This is a genomic window from Candidatus Pristimantibacillus lignocellulolyticus (genome assembly GCA_023639215.1).
Lineage (GTDB): Bacteria > Bacillota > Bacilli > Paenibacillales > Paenibacillaceae > Pristimantibacillus > Pristimantibacillus lignocellulolyticus.
The window spans coordinates 56,906-76,824 of the sequence record CP097899.1; the positions used below are offsets into that span (position 1 = coordinate 56,906).

Genomic DNA, 19,919 nt, shown 5'->3' on the forward strand with positions numbered 1-19,919 from the left:
CATCAGTTTTCTTCATTCGTCAACAGTTGAATTAGATTAGCTATTTTGGTTGTTCCAATCTGGAAGGTTGAACACCGCCACTGCGATGTTCCAATCATGAAATAAAAAAGCCCTTCATTACTAAAAACGAATAGTAATAAAGAGCTAAAGATATTTATTATGTGGTTTTAGTCTTAATTCTCGGTAGAATTTTACTCATGTTCACTGAACGTGTAAGTTCCCATGTTGATGGATCATTATGATCATACTTCTCAAGATATTCTATCACTTCTTTAGTTAAAGCCGTCGGTGTAGAAGCACCTGAAGTTACTGCTACACGATCAATACCTTGCAGCCATTCTTGCTTTAACTCGGAAAGATCAGCAATACGGTAAGCTTTCACACCCGCAATCTCTTCAGATACTTGAGCTAATCGATTAGAGTTATTACTACGAGGGTCACCAACTACGATACATAACTGCGCCTCACCTGCTTGACCAGCTACTGCTTCTTGACGAACTTGAGTCGCTAGACATATCTCATTATGAACTTCAGCATGAGGGAACTTCTCCTTCAACTGGTCAATGATATGTCTAATATCCCATTGCGACATCGTCGTTTGATTCGTAATTAGAAGAGGAGTCTTCTCATCAAATTGCAAGTTTGCAATCTCATGATCTTTCTCTATTAAATGCACCATGTCAGGAGCAACACCAATCGCACCTTCTGGCTCAGGATGACCCTTCTTGCCAATATAGATGGTATGGAAACCTAATTCGCTCTTCTCTCGAATAATATCATGAGTTTTCGTAACATCAGGACATGTTGCATCAACGACGGTTAAACCTTTATCACGAGCTCTTTGACGAACTTCAGGCGAAACACCATGAGCTGTGAAAATGACTGTACCCGTTTCAATTTGTTCCAGTATTTCAAGACGATTTTCACCGTCTAATGTGATCACGCCTTCTGTTTCAAATGCATCAGTAACATGTGCATTATGAACAATCATACCTAATATATAAATCGGTTTTGGCAAATTTTCATTTTTTGCAGTTTGCAATGCCAATACCATTGCGTCCACTACTCCGTAGCAATAACCTCGTGGAGATATTTTCACGATTTCCATCTCAGCGCACCTACTCTCATTATCATTACCATCAATAGATAAATTCTTATATACGGACTTCCCAAGTTCGCTTCATATTCGATGTCGAATATACGACGAAGTCAATCATCGTTATCAAATTCCGCTTTTTGAACTACCTCTTAAAATGGAAGATCTAAAAGCGGGATTTCAGAACCAAGAAGATGAAGTGCTACTTGCGGAAGGAGGAAGCGCAAGTGTACATTACTAGTACACGCGTACCGGACTTCCCAAGTTCGCTTCATATTCGATGTCGAATATACGATGAAGTCAATCATCGTTATCAAATTCCGATTTTTGAACTACTTCTATTATAGACCATACTCCTAATTAGGAAAAGTCTATCGGCAACCATACCGTAAATGTCGTTCCTTTACCTTCCAAAGTAGCTACTTCAACGCTACCTTGATGTTCATCGAGAATCCATTTAGCGATTGCTAGACCAAGCCCTGTACCAACCGTTACCCCACGAGACACGTCTGCGCGATAGAAGCGGTCAAATATATGTGGAACTTGATCAGGATTCATTCCAATTCCGTTATCTTCTATTATCCAAGCAATATGATGTTCCGTTCTTCTAACCGTGAAATTCACATCTCCGTCTGGCGTGTATTTAAACGCATTTTCAATAAAGACAAACAATAGTTGTTGAAGATAATCTTCACTACCTCGAATATAGACATCCTTCAATTCAGAGAGGTCGCCAACTTCCCAATTTGCTTCTCTAGGAAGTAACTGAGCTCGGCGAACAACAGCTTCAGTTAAACTATGAATATCTACTTTTTCTTTCTCCATTACATATCCCGCATCAGCACGAGCAAGTGCAAGAAGATCATTTACAAGCGTAGACATTCGTTTAGCTTCTGCCGAAATATCTGTAATTGCTTCATATGATAATTCAAAATGAGTACCGCTTAAATTCACGCTTTCTAATTGATCACTTATCGCTCCACTTTGTTGCTCTGTCTGCTTCCACATTTTATCTAGTAAATCGATATTACCACGAATTGTCGTAAGTGGGGTTCGAAGTTCGTGCGATGCATCAGACACAAAACGTCGCTGAGCCATATATGCTTCATCTAATTCATTGTAAGCCTTCTCCAACCTTGAGAGCATCATATTGAGCGTAGTGACAAGTGTACCAATCTCATCTTTCGCTATCGGCATAGGTATTCGTACACTTAGATCTGCACCATTCTCGATCTGTTTAGTAGCGTTGATCACATTTTCAATTGGACGTAATGCTTTTCTAGCAATAATTAAACCAACTGTAAATGCAATAAGGACAACGATAACAGAAGAAAAAAGTAATGTATTACGTAATCCAATTAAAAATTGATCTTCATTATATGGAATCGCTCCAACTTGTAGCAATCCAACTAACACGCCATTAATCTCAAGTGGTCGTTGATAAGTAATCATACGATATTTCTTATGATCAAGTTCCACCATTACCTCAACAAAACCATTTTGCAACGATGGTGAAGCATCCGGATAAGGAATAACAAAATTTTGTTCGAACAAATTTGTAGATTGTCTATACTTTCCTTCGCGATAATTGATTAACTGAACATAAATATTTTTACCTTCAATTCGTGATTGACGGTCAAGATTGAGATCGAGCTTATCTAACATTAATGTTCCTGTAATTACCAACCCTTCACTTTCTGTCTTAACCATTTCTCTAAGCTCAGCATACGTATTCCAGTTAATGAATAAATAGACGATAACACCGAATATTATTAATGCTCCAGTAAGTAAACCTGAATACCATAGTGTTAATCTTAATCGTAGTGACAAAGCTTTAACCTACCTCTCCTCTAAGCACATAACCAGTTCCACGAACTGTAATAATAATTCGACTATGACCGCCTTCCTCTAGCTTTTGGCGCAACATCGCGATATATACTTCAAGAACGTTCGATTCTCCACTGAAATCATATCCCCATATTTTCTCCATAATCGTATCTCTAGTTAAAACCCGCTTCGGATTTTGCATAAATAATAATAATAAGTCATACTCTTTCGAAGTTAATTCAATTCTTCTTCCCGCACGAATCGCTTCTCTTGCATCGATATCAAGCACAAGATCTTCGTATGTTAATACACTTTCTGATTTGTCTAGCTTGTCTACTTTTCGTCTGAACAATGCTCTAGCTCTTGCAAGTAGCTCTTCTAGTGCAAATGGCTTAACTACATAATCATCAGCACCTAAGTCAAGACCTTTTACTCGATCGTTCACTTCATCTTTGGCAGTAAGCATGAGAATTGGAACTTGACTTCCACTTTCACGAATGCGACGACATACTTCCATTCCATCGATATATGGCATCATGACATCTAGTATAACGAGATCAGGCTCTTTCATCATGAAGCTTTTTAAACCGTCAGCACCATTGTTAGCAATCGTTATTTCATATCCTTCAAAGGCAAGTGAACGCCTCAACATCGACGTAATTTTATCATCGTCATCTATGACTAATATATGTTGTCTCATATGTATAACCTCCACAGTTTATTAATAAAGACGCAGAGATCTATACCCCGCGTCTTTATTTATATTGTATCCTATTTTAATCCAAATTCGTTTTTATCGCCAATTGTAATAGAAAGGGACATCTCTTTATTGTTACGAATAATTTGAAGCTCTATCGTTTCACCGACCTCTTTCGATTGGATATATGTGATAAGCTCAGTCATCGTTTTAATCGTTTCATTATCTACACCAGTAATAACGTCAAATTGTTTTAAGTCTCCGACATAGGCAGGAGAATTATAGTAGACACTTCTTACAATTGCGCCTTCAGTAGTAGACAAACCTAATTCTTTTGCAATATCTTCCGTTAGATTTTGCAAATCAGCCCCGATAAATGGTGAAGCTGGTTTTGGTATTGCTGTATTGTTTTTCAACGATTCTAACACTTCATTAATTGTTGAAGTTGGTATCGCAAATCCTATCCCTTGCGCTGTAGAACTTACTGCGGTGTTAATACCAATAACTTCTCCATCTGTGTTAAGTAACGGACCACCAGAGTTACCTGGATTGATCGAAGCATCTGTTTGCAGAAGATTTTCATAGTTACGAGTACCTTCTGTATCAGAAATATCAATCGGACGCTCTTTGGCACTCAACACACCAACCGTTAACGTATGATCAAAACCATATGGGTTACCAATTGCTATAACCCAGTCACCGATTTTAATATCTTCTGAGCTTCCTAATGGAAGTGTAGGGAATTTCTCATCACCTTTTATTTTCAGGACAGCCAGATCTAGCTCATAGCTTGAACCAAGAAGTTCAGCAACAAATGGTTTTTCGTATCCTTCAACAACGACACGGATTTCATCAGCATCTCCAACAACATGTTGATTCGTTAGAAGATAACCTGTTTCATCGAAGAAGAACCCAGTTCCCATACCTGTTTGTTGCAAATCGCTACTAGAACCTGAACCTCCGCCATTAGATTTCGGAATATTATCACCGAAGAATTGTCTGAAAAATGGATCATCGAGTAAAGAACTTGATCCTCCGCCACCAGATGAGTAGGATGAATAGGTTTCAATCTTTACTACAGCAGGACTCGCTGATGCGAACAAAGATGCAATGTTATTAGGACGATCCGCTAACGGCGTACTTGTAGAAGCTGTACTGCCTTTTTCAGAAGTAGTTGTTTTCGATGAGTCGCTTGATCCATTATTCATAGAAGTTGTTTGCTTCGAAACGGTTACTTCTTGAGAGAACCAATTTTGTACATCTGCAGTGTACATTAATAATCCTACTGCAATGACACCAGCCATAAACGATAAGAAAATCTTACCAAACCCATTCGGATTTTTTTCCTTTTTGGAACCAAAAGGATCATTTCCACCAACTTGTGATGTGGTAAATGGGCGATAATTAGTTCCAACTTGTGCTTGCTCATTATAAACAGGAGTTGTTGTCTGATTTCCGTATGTTGCTTGTTGATATGTTGATGTTGAATTGGTTTGATTTTGCGATATAGCATTTGTTTGATCTTGAGCGGGTGGGCGCCCATTACCATAAGTATAATAGTACATCGTATCATCTTGACTTTGCACTGTAGAAGATCCGTATGAAGTTGATTCACTATTCACCGGAGTATACTCTGCATCTTGTACACTTGCAGATTGATTACGATTGGGTTCATTAGGATTAGAATATGGAGATTGACCGTATACCTCTTGTTGTGATTGTCCTCTTTGTTCATTAATCGCATTATAATCTGACTTTGTACCATTATTCGTCTCGGCTTTATTACCACTTGCTGATGCATTGGAATTTCCTTCATTCTTGAAGAAATCATCATAATTATTTTTATTGTTATTATCCATTTTGCGCTCCTCCTAAAACTATTCATATACTTTTGAAATTAAATCTACCAATCGTGGTTTTTCCAAAGCATATTCTATATCAATTTCATAACCTATTATTTTGATATCTCTATCTTGCACAATTTACCTTAAAACAAACTTAAAATAGCTATAAACGAAAATAAAAATCCTCTCTTGGCATTAGTTTACACTGCCAGAGAGGATTTTTCATTAGATATAATATGTATTTGTGGTCGTATTCGTAAGCGAATGCATTGAATTACTTATTTCAATAAATGCTTTAATGCTTCTTCCAGTCGAACAACCGCCTGCTTCCCTTTCTGTGCCCATTTATCAGATACCGGCGCATCTGGATCAATCGGCGCTTGAAATTGATTGAAAGAAGCAGAAATCACACTTACATTACCGCTAGGATCGTTACCTTCATTGTAGACATGATTCAACACAAATGGTTCACTAAGTTCAATATAGGCATCAGAATGACCTACTTCACTTGAGATCTCACCATTAATAACTTTGAATGGTACGCGTAACCATACTTTATTCTCAGTATCCAACGATTGATCAAAAAATCCCCCATCATAATCCCAATTGCCCCCAAGCATGAACCCAAGTGCGTTACTGGCTTGATTCATCTCATCAAAAGCAAGCTGCTTGCCAGCAATTTGCGAAGAAATAGTAATCATACAGATCCCCCTCATCATATCGACTCATATTGGGAATTAGTATGCATCAAAGGTAATCGTACTATACGAGTAATTAGAAACTAGCGATTAGCCCATCCTTTTCGGTGAGCAAGTACTGCTAATTGCGTCCGATCATCAAGTTCGCATTTCATAAGCAGATTACTAACATGTGTCTTCACCGTCTTAATACTAATATGAAGCTCATCTGCAATTTCTTTGTTAGACATACCGTCAGCAACGAGTAGTAGTACTTCTCTTTCTCTCTCTGTAAAACTTTCATCGCCTTGTTGAGTACGTTGTACACGTAAGCCTCTCGTCAACGACTGTGAAACTTCCGTTGTCATAACAGGCATACCTTTAAGAGCGCCTTTCAAAGCAAAGATTAATTCTTCCGAAGAAACGGTTTTCAGCACATAACTAATTGCTCCCGCTTCAATTGATTGATATACTTTCTCATCTTCAAGAAAGCTTGTTAGCATTACAATTCTCATATTAGGGTAACGCTGGATAATGCTCCTCGTTGCTTCTATACCATTCATTACAGGCATCATTAAGTCCATTAATATTAGATCAGGATGCTGAGAATCATCCATCGAATTCAGCAATGATAGTGCTTCTTGACCATGACTACATTCTGCGATAACAGAGAAACTAGGTTCCAACATCAAATATGTTTTCAAACCTAATCGAACCATATCATGGTCATCGACGATCATAATATTCACCGTCTCATCTATACTCATGACTGCAGCTCCTTTTCCTTTAGCTTAGGTATCGTTACTTTGACAATCGTACCTCTACCTTCTTTACTAATAATTTCAGTTAATCCACTTAGCTTCTGAGCTCGTTCTTGCATCGTTGAAAGACCATATGATTTTCTCGATAACGCTTCATGTTTAAAGCCGATTCCATCATCTTGCAGTGTCATAATCACTTGGCTATCTGTCTCATATAGTGTTAATTGACAGCTTTGAGACTGAGAATGTTTCACAATATTAGCCATCGCCTCTTGGATGATCAGAAAGAGTTGATGCTCTTTTGCTTCTGATAAAGGCGCCTCGATACGATACTCTAATTTACCCTGAATATTGTTTTGCCGACAGTAATCTGGATACCAGTGAGTTAATGCTCCTTGTAAGCTGCGGTTTTCTAACTCCATCGGTCTTAAATGTGCGATAAATTTCCGCATCTGTTGCTGAGCTGTACTCGACATTGTTACAAGTTGTAACGTTACTTGATCCGCTTGATCGGGATTCACTTCACGCAATTTAGTAATAGACGATGCACACATATGAATGGCAAATAATTGCTGACTTACACTATCATGCAAATCACGAGCAAGTCGTTTACGTTCTTCTAGAACAGCAGACTCAATAGAAGCAGATTCCTGAATAACTCGAGCCTCGCCCAACACTTGTAAATAGGAGAGTTTTTGCTCTGTCTGCTCAAGAAACTCATTAAATTGTTCAAACAGCTCATTAAGCGGATCGTCTTGATTATAACTAACCCTTGTTCCATAATCACCGTTTACTGCATTTTTGATCGCATATTCCAATCGTTCTAAACTATTACGTTCTTTTCTAGTAACAAAATGAGCAAGAACGGCACTAAAAAGTACCGTTACTACAACCGTTATAAGCCAAAGTGAAATCGTATGATAGTGAGGTTCTAACAAAATATAAAGTACAAGTCCGAGCAACGTAGAACTAATCGAAAGTAGCAGAACTCGATTAGCGAGCGAAAATGCTTTTACTTTATTAAGTTTAATAGAAGCCATTACCTACCCTACTCTCTTCACTTTTACATCGCCAATGAAAGTTGAAACGACTATTAATATTTTTCGCTCGCATTCATTGAAATGATTGGTTTGTTGATTGACTTGCGACATAATGCCACCTTCACGCTGATCTAGAAACTTACTATCACCGATAAAAGCATTCATTTGAACTTTTACTCCAACCGTAACATCATTCGGTACAAATACTTTTATATCACCGATAAATGCGGAAATAATAATTCGTGTTTCACCATAAGGGATTTGAGCTTTTGTAAGATCTATCGTTGTATCTCCAATAAATGCAGATAAATTCATCGGTTTAAGCTCCCAGTATTGCTTACCGAAATGGAAATCGCCGATAAAAGTAGACTTATTAATTTTATGATCACCATATTCGCCAAATGTGTGATCGTATGAATGATCATGCCCCCAATTTTTCCATTTGGGACGGGATGAAGATGGTGGTGATTCCTCATAAGTTGGTCCGTAACTTTTTTGCTCGGATGAATATTTTTCATCATCATATCCTGGATTCTTCATAGTTGGGTCTTCATGTAAAGGTGGCGGTGGTTGGATATTCGGGTTGTATTTATTCCATGTTGAATCATTGCTATCCTCTTGCTTACGATTATTAGTAATCATTTTAATACCATAATATATAATCATGACACCAATTAAGATCGTAATGATCTTACCTAGTCCAAAATCGATAATCCCAAGCTGCCTTCCTAAGAACCAGCTACCGACTACAATAATAATTAATCCAACACCGTACTTATCAAAAAATGATCGATTCATTGTACATTCATCCTCTCGTCTTTCTTATATATCTAGTATAGCTAAATTTAACAATTCCACACAGCGTCGATAGATTGAAAATGTTCTCGGTCTAGAGACTGAGAGAGTTGGTATAAACTAAGAACGCTACGTGAACAGTACATTGCTCCAATCTGGCCGCTTCGTGAACAGTACATTGCTCCAATCTGGCCGCTTCGTGAACAGTACATTGCTCCAATCGACTTTCGTTCCATGATTTATTGGAAAATAGGGTATGGTATAAATCCTGGAACAAGGCCGGACGCTACCGCTTTTCCACAACGACTGTTCTCTCCGCTATGTTTATGCTTAGAAGAGGGAAAAGTTTGCTTACAAGAAGAGATGCTGTAGATTACTATTTTTTCAAACGAATTAAGACATAAGTAAAGGATAGAGCACGTTAGTATACGAACTCTATCCTTTTGGATAACAGACAAATTCAAGTTGCTAACTTTTTTTATAATACTTAAGATTGTTATACTCGCTTTTAGCTAAAATATTGCGTTAACATCATCATTGACATTTTTCCCAACTATCTTTCGATACGTAATAGTAGTAGCTCCACATCTTCTAAAGCTAGTAAACTATGCTGTTCTTTCGGTTCCATATATAATATGCTGCTAGGAGATAACTCAACTCGTTCCCCTGCAACTTCAAACTCTACTTTACCTTTTTTAACGATAATGAGTACGTCCGCATCTACATGGTGCTCTGGAATACCAATTCCTTTTTTTAGCTGTATTTGAACCATCTTTGTCTTCTCAAAGTTGGTAAGAGGATTAATGAACTTCTCCTGATGCTGTAGACGACTTTCAAGATTAATTATTTTCAAAGTAATTCCCCCACTATTCAAATGAATTAGTTTGTTGATTCAATACTAGTATAGCCTGTGTGTGCTATGTAGCATGTGATTCAAATCACAAGTGGGAATACCAAGTTTATCATCGCTAATGTTGTCCCATAGTAACTTATTTACAACACTTAGAAAGGCTTCGTAAGCATTAATATAATTATCGTTAAAAAGATCAAATTTTCAATATGCTCAAAGACAAACAACTTTTTGGACAAGGTATAATACAGCTTAGGAATTTCTTCACCATTTTGTTCCTTCAATAATTGTTTGATCGGTCGTGACCTTGGCGATAATACAAAGGGACCAAAGGCTAAAGCCACCAAAAACAGCACTAAGCTTATAACATACCATCCCTCTGAAAACATATAAGGTCGTAAAATGCCCAGCCATAACCCGGTAATTAGTAGTAACGTTCCACCAATCATGACAATAATATGGATACGATGCCTAATAGAATACGCGTGCTTCAATTCGCTCATGTTGGTAGACTTCGTTACGATTAAAGTCAATATAAATCCTGGCCCCATACCCAAAATTGCTGAAAATATATGTACAGATACTAGTACATCATATAGTGTCATAAATACACTCCGTTCTATAAGTGAGCCTTTCAACTATTTCATCGTACTTTTTTGTTGTACGTATTAGCTACTACAATGCCTTACTGTAAAGTTTACATTGCTTTCTTTATTGCCAATTCAAGCTTACCATACACTTTGCAAAAATAACTATAGGATCAATCATAGCGCTCCGTGAACATTGCGTTGCTCCAATCGTGACCGCTCTGAGAATAGTCATTGCTCCAATCGATTTTAGTCCCAGGATTTATTGAAAGGTAGGATATGGTATAAATTCTGGAACAAGGCCGAACGCTACCGCTTTTCCACAACGACTATTCTCTCCGCTATGTTTCTTCATATGCAGAGAAAAGCGTAACTTACTCGAAGATGCTATTGATTACTATAGAAATAAACATTTAAAACATAGTTAAAAGGATCGAGTTCGTTAGTATACAAACTCCATCCTAAATAATTTCTTGATGAATTCAATTTTCACGAGAAGATTGTATATCGATCCATGCTATATTCTCAGAGAGAATATTATTTTTAAGATCACTATAACTAATTTCATATTCTACATGGTCACCGAGTACATGAGGTACATTAAAACTTATACCAAGTGATTCTTTTGTATAATACGTGAATACTCCTAATTTATTCGTAACATTTAACTCGTCAGTCTTATTTAAGTAAGAAATCAGCTCAGCATAAGAATATTCACTTAATTTCTCTCTTGCTTCTGTTTCAACATTTAAATCGGAATTATGTTGCACATACTTCGCCTGTCTTAACAAATCAATAAATTTATCATCTATTTTTACTATATCCCGTAATAATATTTTTTTACCATTCTTTATATCAAGATTCGTGGTAAAAAATATACTATTGGGATAGGGTCCACCTTTTACATAGCTTGATCCAGTAAACTGAATACTAAGAGAGGTACTCCCAATCCACTTGGAACTATAATTTACATCTAGTTCAATATCTTGCCCATTTTCCCCAAAGTAGTCTAATACTTGCATAGCTTCACTTTTTAAGATTTCATTTAACATCTTTTCTTGTTCTAAGTCATTCAAATTAATAATTGCAGGAAAAGAAATATTTACATTTTGGTTAGAATAATTTACTTTTTTTAATTCTAGTTTCTTTTCATTTAGGTCAATTGACCCTTCGTTATTATTCGTTTTTGTTTCAGTCAGTTGGTTTATCGCACTGTCTTCTCTTTCAATCTGATTTTTAGTTGAAAGATTTGTATTACTAAGACCACACGAAGATAGTAATAATAATAACACTATAAGTATAGTAGCTTTCATTAAACAAAGTCCCCTTTAATATCCTCGGCTTACATTAAAAACTTCGTAATAACTCTTTTTGATAAAAATTATGTAAGATACATTTAACATAGCTGTCCAATTCATTCGGTACTGTGTAGAGGCTGTAAACATAAAGAAAAACCCAAATGGAACTGTTAAACTCGCATGTGATACTATTGAAAATTCAATTATTCGATCTTGACTGCTATTTCATTTTTCACATCTATTTCATATGTCTCAATTGGCAAAAACAATGAGAGCTTGTCAGTTGTAGTTAAAATATAAACGTCTTCCTTAGGTGATGCAGTTAAACTAATCCAATAATTCACATCCCCCCTCGTTAAAACCGTTACTGTATTTACAGGCGTATCAAAACGTATCCGAGTTTCTTCGTCAGTTGAATTACTTATAATATAGAGACGAGCATAGCTATTTTTTTGAAACAGATTAATCCATTCCATCTGATATTCATACTTACCATCCTCTGTTGTCTGCAATGTATCAGTAATCACCTTCTCTGTTAACCAGCCACTTGTATTCACACTATTGATTAATCCTACTGATAGAGACAACATAATTAATATGCCTATGCAAACAAGAATCTTACTCCCCACCCACGATTGTGGCCAGTCTTTATAAAGCAGAAAAATAGATGCGATAATCAATAACACTGAAGGTATTCCTAAAAAAAATAGAAGAACGGTATATATTAAATCTATCTCTCGCTGAAAGTTTGCTGTTATGCCAAGAACAAACCAAATAACAGAAAATAAACTAATGACAATGGACAATATCCATGCATATTTTAATGTTTTTATCAAAATCATCTCACCTTCCATACCTAGCAGCTACATACGGCATTATTATTGATAAAAGTTTCTCTCTCTAGTCGATCAAACTCACAAACTGGACTATCATAATATCTATAATATCTAAATTTAACATCTCATTTTAGGTTTCTAACAGCATTACTCACCGATCCAAGCTTACCATACATCTAGCAAAATTAACCATAAAATCAATCAAAACCCTCTCCTCAGCGGAGTGAACAATCGTTGCGGAAAAGCGATAGCGTTCGGCCTTGTTCAAGGATTTACACCTTAATCAATCTTCCTGTAAATCCTTGAACTAAAGTCGATTGGAGCAATGTATTGTTCACGGAGCGTTGCTGATTGGAGCAACGTATTATCCATTGAGCGTTTCCAATCGAAACCGTGCCACCTACACATTCTATAAGCCTTCATTAGACTATGCAAAATGATGTCAACAGCCTTGATGACGAAACCCACTTTTCAATTGATTGATAATGTAAACGCTATAATCTAGGATAAAAGTATAACTTGACTAAAATAGCGCATTTTATTAGGAACCCACTTTTTTAGAGTTCAAGAATCAACACTAATCATCGTTAATGAAAAGTGTAGATGTCTGTCTCATAAAGAAGAACTATAAAATGCACTAAGGTCATTAATCTATATTGGAGGTTTATCACATGAGTAAAAGTGCAACCACTAAAAGTAAGTCGGGTGGTATTAAAGTTGGTGTACAGCGCTTTGGAAGATTCTTAAGTGGTATGGTTATGCCCAACATGGGAGCATTTATTGCATGGGGATTAATTACAGCTCTTTTCATTCCTACAGGTTGGTTTCCTAACGAAAAGCTAGCATTACTAGTTGGACCAATGATCACATACTTACTTCCACTTTTAATAGGATATACTGGCGGTACTATGGTACATGGCACACGAGGCGGAGTTATTGGTGCAGTCGTTACAGCTGGTGTTATCGTTGGATCTGATATCCCTATGTTTCTTGGGGCTATGATCGTTGCGCCGTTTTCAGCTTGGGTCTTGAAAAAATTTGATAAATCCATTGAAGGAAAAATCCCTTCTGGATTTGAAATGCTAATTAACAATTTTTCATCTGGTATTATTGGTGCAGTTCTAGCCATTGTTGCTTTTAAGGCAGTTGGGCCAGCCGTAGAGAGTGTAAGTAATATTCTCGCTAAGGGCGTTGACTTCCTTATTAGCACAGGTTTATTACCGTTAGCAAGTATTCTAATCGAACCTGCTAAGGTACTTTTCCTTAACAATGCCATTAACCATGGTATTCTGGGACCATTAGCCATAGAGCAAGCGTCAAAATTAGGTAGCTCCATTATTTATATGTTGGAATCTAATCCAGGCCCTGGTCTTGGTATTCTACTTGCATATTGGTTAGTCGGTAAAGGAGCTGCTAAACAATCCGCTCCGGGTGCAGCGATAATCCACTTCTTCGGTGGTATTCATGAAATTTATTTCCCTTACATTCTAATGAGACCAGCACTAATTATAGCTGCTATTGCTGGTGGTATCTCTGGTGTGTTCACATTCCAATTATTAGGTGTAGGTCTAGTAGCTGCTCCTTCTCCAGGTAGTATTTTCGCCTACTTTACAATGACTCCTAAAGGTAGTCATCTAGGTATGCTTGCTGGTGTCATCATTTCAACCGTTGTATCATTCCTTGTCGCTTCTCTTATCCTTAAAACAAGTAAACAAAAAGAGGATGAAAACTCTCTGGAGGATGCACAAAATAGGATGAGTGCAATGAAAGCTGAATCTAAGGGTACAGCTTCCGCGCAAGCAACGAATGCTACTGTCGATTCAAGTGAAGTTACAAAAAGCAAAGAAGAAGTTAGAAAAATCGTCTTCTCTTGTGATGCAGGTATGGGTTCTAGTGCGATGGGGGCTTCTGTACTTCGAAAAAAAATCAACAACGCTGGTATTCAAGTAACTGTTATTAATACTGCAATTAGTGATATTCCAAGTGATGCAGACATTGTTGTTACTCATCAAACGCTAACTGACCGTGCTAAGCTTAAAGCACCTCAAGCAGAGCATGTTTCGATTGATAATTTCATGAAGAGTCCTGCATATGAAGCGTTAGTAGAAAGACTTAAATAAATGTAAATATACTGTATAACGTTGACGTATTTGCGTCAGCGTTATATTCATTGAAATGTATGTCCTATTTAGAAAGGAGGTAAATAAATATCACTCTTTCTACTCGACAACACAAAATTATTGATCTACTTATTGAGCAAAAGAACGAAATCACCGTTGCTTATATAGCAGATCTATTAGGGACAAGTGGACGTACCATTCACCGAGAACTTATTGGTATTGAACAGTATCTTCATTCCTTGCACATTGAGCTTCTTAAGAAATCTGGTATAGGAATTCGCATTCAAGCTTCTGCTGAGCAAATGGTGCACTTAAAGCAACATTTATCTTATCAGAAACCGATTGAGCTTAACGCGGAAGAACGAAAAATTATTATTCTATGTCACTTGCTTAATGTGCATGAACCTATGAAGCTGTTTACTCTATCGCATGAGCTACATGTTACGATGCCAACAATTAGTTCGGATCTAGATGAAATTGAAAAAACACTTATTAAGCATGATCTCAAGCTCATTAGACGTAGAGGGTATGGCGTACAGATTAAGGGATCGGAATTTAATAAGAGACAATATTTAGGAATTCTTATTACTACACACGTAGATGAATCACTTTTAATTAATGAAGAACATCGTATTAACGCAAACGGAGTTATGGAAGTTCATCTACTTTCTTTTATCGATCGTTCTTTGTTTCAAATACTTGAACGGATACTATGGTCTTTACGAGATAAGTTACCTCAATCATTATCTCAGCAAAAATATACACAACTGATATTGAACATATGTCTTGGTATTTCTCGCTTCAAAAAGAATTTCCCTATTACTACTATTTCTAAAGAAATTCATGCTGAAGCCAATATTCATCAAGAAGTAACTAGACAGCAAGATGAGTATTCGTATAGTCAATTGACCAGTGAGCTACTTCAAACCATTCCGATGGAACTGCCTAGAGATGAAATAATATATTTTCAAGGAATAATTGAATTTGCCTATCAGCAACAGGATGATCCACTAAATCAGTTAGAATTAGCTTCAATTATTATCGAGCTTACTCAGTGGGTAAACAGGCATGTAGAGGAGCCTCTTGCAGAAGATCCTACATTAACAGATGGATTGCTTCGTCATATGATACCAGCTATTGAACGAATTAAGAAAAAAATTCCTATTCGTAATCCCATGCTATATCAAATAAAGAAAGAATTTGGATATCTGTTTCAGATCGTTCAAAACGGAATTGCAAAGCTACTCCCCCAGCTTATCATCCCTGATGAAGAAGTTGGCTACATTACGGTGCATTATGGTGCTGCATTGGAGAGGTTAAAGCAGCTGCCCAAGAAGGCTAGAGCTGTGCTCGTATGCACAAGCGGCATTGGCTCATCTAAGCTATTAAATGTACGGATTGCTCAGGAGTTTCCACAAATTGAGCTTCTAGGTCATTACACATGGTATGAAGCAGCGCGATTACCTCATAGTGATTATGATTTTATTATCTCTACTGTGGACTTACCTATCGACAATAAACAATATATTCGATTAAGTCCCTTGATTACAGATGATGAAATAGTAAAGCTAAATTCTTTTCTAAAGCACTTAGAAAAGAAGCAAATTTCAAGCACTAGCATTACTGAAAAGACGAATAGCATTGAACGACTTCAACAGCTACAACAGCTGACGAATGCCTCGATAGCTATTATTGAACAATTTCAAGTCATTGCTTTTGAAGGTACGTATGATCAACATGTAACCGTACTACAGTTATTACCTCAACTTCTACAAAAGCTGTATGACGAGGGCGTCATTAATGAAATCAATTCCATCGTGGAGAAATTGTATACGCGCGAGGAGCAAGGAAGCATTGTTATTCCTGATAGCCAGCTAGCACTGCTTCATACTCGATCTCGTTCTATTAATGCTCCAATAGTTGTCCTTTATCGATTTCAGCAGCCAGTATTACTTAATGAAGCTGATTCAACTACTGTAGAGCACACCTTACTTATGCTTGCTCCTCTAGAACTGGATAAGAGTAGCTTAGAAATATTAAGCGAAGTGAGTGCTATGTTGCTTATTGATGAGATGATTACTTGCTTACAAAATGGTAATCCTAATGAAATTCAAAGCTTCATCTCCTCACACCTTGAGAAATTCATTAAACAAAAATTTGAATGGAGAGATTAATATGTCAATACTATCTGTGGAGAAAATTAAAGTACACGCCCCTATAAAAACAAAGGAAGAAGCGATTAAGCTTGTAGGTCAAATGCTTGTTGATGCTGGTCATGTACCTGCTAATTATATTGATAAAATGCTTGAGCGTGAACAGCTAGTTTCTACTGATCTTGGTGGAGGTCTTGCTATGCCTCATGGTACGAATGAAGCTAAATCTTTAATTGTTTCAACAGGAATATCTATTTTAACCGTTCCTGAAGGTATAGATTTCGGTGGAGATGAGCCTGCTAGATTAATTATTGGCCTAGCTGCTATCGGAGATGATCATATGGACGTGCTTACGAATGTTGCGATGTTAGTTTCTGATGAAGAGGAATTCGAGAAAATTATTACTTCTGCTGATCCGAATGAATTGCTTGAGATCTTTAACGGAGGTCTGTAATATGCAGGCAATACATTTTGGAGCCGGAAATATTGGCCGTGGGTTTATCGGCTTGCTTCTTCAAGAAGCGCAATATAATATTACCTTTGTCGATGTGAATGAGAATCTCGTTGATCATCTGAAAGAAAAACAACATTACACTGTCCAGTATGCTAATGAAAATCGTGATCAATTCATTGTCAACAATGTTACAGCGTTATCTGGTGATGATATTTCTAAAGTTGCTGAACATATTACTTCTGCAACGATTATTACTACAGCTGTTGGGGTTCATATTCTCCCTTATATTGCTCCAGCAATTGCGGAAGGAATTACACAGCGTGCGAAGTTGAATTTGCCTCCACTAGCTATTGTCGCATGTGAAAATGCTATTCGTGCTAGCTCCATCTTGAAAGAGCATGTTGTATCTTTACTAAGCGAAGAATTAAAACAAACGTATGAGCAATTCGCTACGTTTCCAGATGCTGCAGTAGATCGTATTGTACCGATTCAGCACCATGAGGATCCTCTATTTGTTACTGTAGAACCTTTCTACGAATGGACGATAGAGAAAACCAATTGGCCAACCAATGCACCTCTTATTGGTGGTGTTCATTATGTAGATCAATTGGATGCCTATATTGAACGTAAGCTATTTACCGTAAATACAGGGCATTGTACAGCTGCTTATCATGGATATAGAAAAGGATATACAACTATTCAAGAAGCAATGAAGGATGAAGAATTGGTTCAAGAGGTTAGATCTACTCTTCAAGAATCTGGTGATGCGCTAATTGCTGAATATGGATTAGATCGTACAGCCCATAATCAATATATCGAGCAAATATTAGAACGTTTCAAAAATCCCTATCTAACCGATGAAATTCTGCGAATTGGTCGTTCCCCAATCCGCAAAATTTCATCTAATGATCGCTTGATTCGCCCTGCGTTACTAGCGTATCAATATGGTATTGCTGTCGATCATCTGACAAAGGCTGTTGCTGCTGCATTGGTCTATAAGGATAATGACGATAAGGAAGCAGTGGAGTTACAGCAGTTTCTATTAGGCCATGGCATTGATCAAACAATAACAAAATATACTGGGTTAGCTGATGATCATCCTCTCCATCAACAAATTCATGCTCAATATAACCTACTAGGGGAGGAATAACATTGAATACAACAACTTACAAAGGAATTGGCGCATCTCCTGGTATTGCTATAGCAAATGCAATCGTTATTCATGATGAGGTATTTATTCCAGAGGCTATTCAAGCAAAGGATAAAGAAGCTTCCTGGGAAAGAGTGCAACAAGCCTTTACTGCAGCTGAACAAGATATTCAAACGATCTATGAACATACAAAAGCAAAGCTAGGAGATAAAAAGGCTGAAATCTTCGAAGGACATTTAATGATTCTGGACGATCCAGATTTATTAGAAGGAATTCAAGCTAGCATTGAAGAAGATGGATACGAGGCTGAATATGCTCTTCATGCTACAGCTCAACAATTTATTTCTATTCTATCCGAGATGGATGATGAAATTCTTCGTGAGCGTGCGACAGATGTTAAAGATATTACGAATCGCATTATGAGCCATTTACGCGGAGTTAAGCATATTGATTTATCTAGCTTACAAGAAGAATGCATTATTGTTGCCCGTGATCTTACCCCTTCCGATACAGCTTTGCTTGATGTTAATTATGTTAAAGGCTTTGTAACGGCAATGGGTAGCCGTACTTCACATTCTGCAATAATGGCGCGATCATTAGAGATCCCTGCTATTGTAGGTGCTGGTGAGGCAGTCATGTCCATTGAAACAGGAGTAACGCTTATCATCAATACGGATCAGCAAGAAGTCATCGTTCAACCTGATTCCTCTGTTCTTGAGGAGATGACTTCAAAGCAACAGATGTTTATTCAACATAAAGAACAATTAGCTAAGCTTGTTAATCAACCTACAATTTCTAAGGATGGTTCACAGGTAGAGCTTGCAGCAAATATCGGAAAGCTTGAAGATATTGATCGTGCCATCTCTTTAGGAGCGGAGGGTATTGGTTTATTCCGTTCCGAGTTTCTATATATGGGAAAAACTAGTTTGCCAACTGAGGAGGAGCAATATAGCAGCTATCGCTATGCCTTGCAGAAGATGGGAACTAAGCCTGTCGTTATCCGTACATTGGATATCGGTGGAGATAAGGAGCTCCCGTACTTAAGCCTTCCGAAAGAGGATAATCCATTCCTTGGTTTACGTGCCTTGCGCTTCTGTCTTGTGAATCAAGATCTATTCCGTACACAACTACGTGCATTGCTACGTGCAAGTGTTCATGGTAACTTGAAAATTATGTTCCCGATGATTGCTGTACTTGAGGAGCTATTACAAGCCAAGCAAATTCTTGCTGAAGAGAAGCAAAAGCTTATTGATGAAGACATTGCTGTAAATGATCATATCGAGGTAGGTATGATGGTTGAAATTCCATCTGTCGCTGTCTCCGCTGATTTATTTGCACCGCATGTTGACTTCTTCAGTATTGGAACCAATGATCTTATTCAATATACAATGGCAGCAGATCGTATGAATGAGACGTTAGCTTATCTATATCAACCGCTACACCCTTCCATTCTACGACTAGTTAAGATGGTAATTGATGCAGCTAATAAAGAGGGTAAATGGGTAGGAATGTGTGGAGAAATGGCTGGTGATTCTTTAGCTGCTCCTCTATTACTAGGGATAGGATTACATGAATTCAGTATGAGCGCTAGCTCCATTCTATCGACGAAAGAACAGCTTATGAATTTAAACAAAACAGAATGGACAACACATGCTGAGCATGCCATGACATTGGCACAAAGCGAGCAAATCGTACAATACGTACAACTACATCTTACATCAAATGAATAACGGA

The 19,919-nt window shown here is 37.3% G+C and carries 17 protein-coding genes; 5 read left to right on the forward strand and 12 right to left on the reverse strand.

Annotation, left to right across the window (positions count from 1 at the left end):
- Positions 1-157: 157 nt before the first annotated feature.
- The 12 genes from NAG76_00230 to NAG76_00285 form a co-directional block, all read right to left on the reverse strand.
- Positions 158-1,108, reverse strand: coding sequence for a 4-hydroxy-3-methylbut-2-enyl diphosphate reductase (locus NAG76_00230; GenBank protein ID URN94723.1), 951 nt, complete (start codon positions 1,106-1,108; stop codon positions 158-160).
- Between the two features lie 348 nt (positions 1,109-1,456).
- Entirely contained in the window at positions 1,457-2,926 is a 1,470-nt protein-coding gene (locus NAG76_00235; GenBank protein ID URN94724.1) for a HAMP domain-containing histidine kinase, read from the reverse strand.
- Between the two features lie 4 nt (positions 2,927-2,930).
- Positions 2,931-3,623 (reverse strand): response regulator transcription factor, encoded by a 693-nt coding sequence (locus NAG76_00240; protein ID URN94725.1) that lies wholly within the window; start codon positions 3,621-3,623, stop codon positions 2,931-2,933.
- 71 nt (positions 3,624-3,694) lie between these two features.
- Entirely contained in the window at positions 3,695-5,479 is a 1,785-nt protein-coding gene (locus tag NAG76_00245; protein ID URN94726.1) for a trypsin-like peptidase domain-containing protein, read from the reverse strand.
- A gap of 263 nt (positions 5,480-5,742) precedes the next feature.
- Positions 5,743-6,165 carry a YugN-like family protein gene (locus tag NAG76_00250; GenBank protein URN94727.1) on the reverse strand — a complete coding sequence of 141 codons (423 nt, stop codon included), beginning with the start codon at positions 6,163-6,165 and terminating at the stop codon, positions 5,743-5,745.
- An 80-nt stretch (positions 6,166-6,245) separates the two neighbouring features.
- Positions 6,246-6,908: a response regulator transcription factor gene (locus NAG76_00255; GenBank protein ID URN94728.1), complete on the reverse strand. Its 663-nt coding sequence runs from the start codon at positions 6,906-6,908 to the stop codon at positions 6,246-6,248.
- Positions 6,905-7,942: a histidine kinase gene (locus NAG76_00260; protein URN94729.1), complete on the reverse strand. Its 1,038-nt coding sequence runs from the start codon at positions 7,940-7,942 to the stop codon at positions 6,905-6,907. Before NAG76_00260 ends, NAG76_00255 begins: the two co-directional genes overlap by 4 nt.
- A gap of 3 nt (positions 7,943-7,945) precedes the next feature.
- Positions 7,946-8,740: a cell wall-active antibiotics response protein LiaF gene (gene liaF / locus NAG76_00265; GenBank protein ID URN94730.1), complete on the reverse strand. Its 795-nt coding sequence runs from the start codon at positions 8,738-8,740 to the stop codon at positions 7,946-7,948.
- A 550-nt stretch (positions 8,741-9,290) separates the two neighbouring features.
- The gene (locus tag NAG76_00270) at positions 9,291-9,590 is read right to left on the reverse strand and encodes a cupin domain-containing protein (GenBank protein ID URN94731.1); all 300 of its coding nucleotides are present in this window, start codon (positions 9,588-9,590) and stop codon (positions 9,291-9,293) included.
- A 149-nt stretch (positions 9,591-9,739) separates the two neighbouring features.
- The gene (locus NAG76_00275) at positions 9,740-10,192 is read right to left on the reverse strand and encodes a DUF2269 domain-containing protein (GenBank protein URN94732.1); all 453 of its coding nucleotides are present in this window, start codon (positions 10,190-10,192) and stop codon (positions 9,740-9,742) included.
- Positions 10,193-10,656: 464 nt separating this feature from the next.
- Positions 10,657-11,487 (reverse strand): hypothetical protein, encoded by an 831-nt coding sequence (locus NAG76_00280; protein URN94733.1) that lies wholly within the window; start codon positions 11,485-11,487, stop codon positions 10,657-10,659.
- A gap of 188 nt (positions 11,488-11,675) precedes the next feature.
- Positions 11,676-12,308 carry a hypothetical protein gene (locus NAG76_00285; GenBank protein URN94734.1) on the reverse strand — a complete coding sequence of 211 codons (633 nt, stop codon included), beginning with the start codon at positions 12,306-12,308 and terminating at the stop codon, positions 11,676-11,678.
- Positions 12,309-12,979: 671 nt separating this feature from the next.
- Between NAG76_00285 and NAG76_00290 the strand changes: the two genes are divergently transcribed.
- From NAG76_00290 to ptsP, 5 genes are all read left to right on the forward strand, one after another.
- Positions 12,980-14,428, forward strand: a complete 1,449-nt coding sequence (locus NAG76_00290; protein URN94735.1) for a PTS mannitol transporter subunit IICBA — start codon at positions 12,980-12,982, stop codon at positions 14,426-14,428.
- A 239-nt stretch (positions 14,429-14,667) separates the two neighbouring features.
- Positions 14,668-16,602: a PRD domain-containing protein gene (locus NAG76_00295; protein ID URN94736.1), complete on the forward strand. Its 1,935-nt coding sequence runs from the start codon at positions 14,668-14,670 to the stop codon at positions 16,600-16,602.
- Between the two features lies 1 nt (position 16,603).
- Positions 16,604-17,035, forward strand: a complete 432-nt coding sequence (locus tag NAG76_00300) for a PTS sugar transporter subunit IIA (protein URN94737.1) — start codon at positions 16,604-16,606, stop codon at positions 17,033-17,035.
- Between the two features lies 1 nt (position 17,036).
- Positions 17,037-18,185, forward strand: a complete 1,149-nt coding sequence (locus tag NAG76_00305) for a mannitol-1-phosphate 5-dehydrogenase (GenBank protein ID URN94738.1) — start codon at positions 17,037-17,039, stop codon at positions 18,183-18,185.
- A 2-nt stretch (positions 18,186-18,187) separates the two neighbouring features.
- The gene (ptsP, locus tag NAG76_00310) at positions 18,188-19,915 is read left to right on the forward strand and encodes a phosphoenolpyruvate--protein phosphotransferase (protein URN94739.1); all 1,728 of its coding nucleotides are present in this window, start codon (positions 18,188-18,190) and stop codon (positions 19,913-19,915) included.
- The last annotated feature ends 4 nt before the right edge of the window (positions 19,916-19,919 follow it).